The sequence below is a fragment of the Streptococcus oralis genome (genome assembly GCF_019929345.1).
Taxonomy (GTDB): Bacteria; Bacillota; Bacilli; order Lactobacillales; family Streptococcaceae; genus Streptococcus.
The window spans coordinates 1-619 of record NZ_JAHZPJ010000037.1 but is presented as its reverse complement, the minus strand read 5'-3'; the positions used below and the strand labels follow the sequence as shown (position 1 = coordinate 619).

The following is a 619-nucleotide window of genomic DNA, read 5'->3' as shown; positions in this document are numbered from 1 at the left end:
AGACATCCGAGCGATTTTGGAAATCATTCGCAGTCTGAAGCTCAAGGATTCTTGGCTAGCGGCTGGATGTGTGAGAAATTTTATCTGGAATCTATTGTCAGAGCGACCAGGTTTTGATTCAGATACGGATGTAGATGTCATTTTCTTTGATCCGACTTATTCTGAGGCAGAGACGATAGAGCTGGAAGTCAAGCTCAAGGCAGACTGGCCACGGTATCGATGGGAACTGAGAAATCAAGCCTATATGCACCGCCATAGTCCTGGAACAGCGCCTTATAAAAATGCTCGCGAAGCCATGAGTAAGTATCCTGAGCGCTGTACGGCTATTGGCCTGCGCTTACTGGCAAATGACAAACTGGAACTTTTTGCTCCCTATGGTTTGGAGGATATCTTAAACTTTCAGGTTAGACCGACTCCTCATTTTCTTGAAAATAAGGAGCGCCAGCGTGTCTATGCTGAGCGCTTGGCTAAGAAGAATTGGCAGAAACGCTGGCCGCAGCTGGAATGCCACTATCCCATCAAATAGGTACAAGCTAAGAGTAAAATGTTTAAGTTATTTTAAGGAAGTTTTAAGGAATGGATATTATACTATAACCAAGTTAAGAAATTAACTTAACTC

Annotated in this window: 1 protein-coding gene; it reads left to right on the top strand. The window is 43.5% G+C overall.

The window, feature by feature from the left end; genetic code table 11:
• On the top strand, positions 1-526 hold a 526-nt coding region (locus K1I97_RS10100; RefSeq protein ID WP_223351618.1), incomplete at its 5' end, for a nucleotidyltransferase family protein.
• Positions 527-619 lie beyond the last annotated feature (93 nt).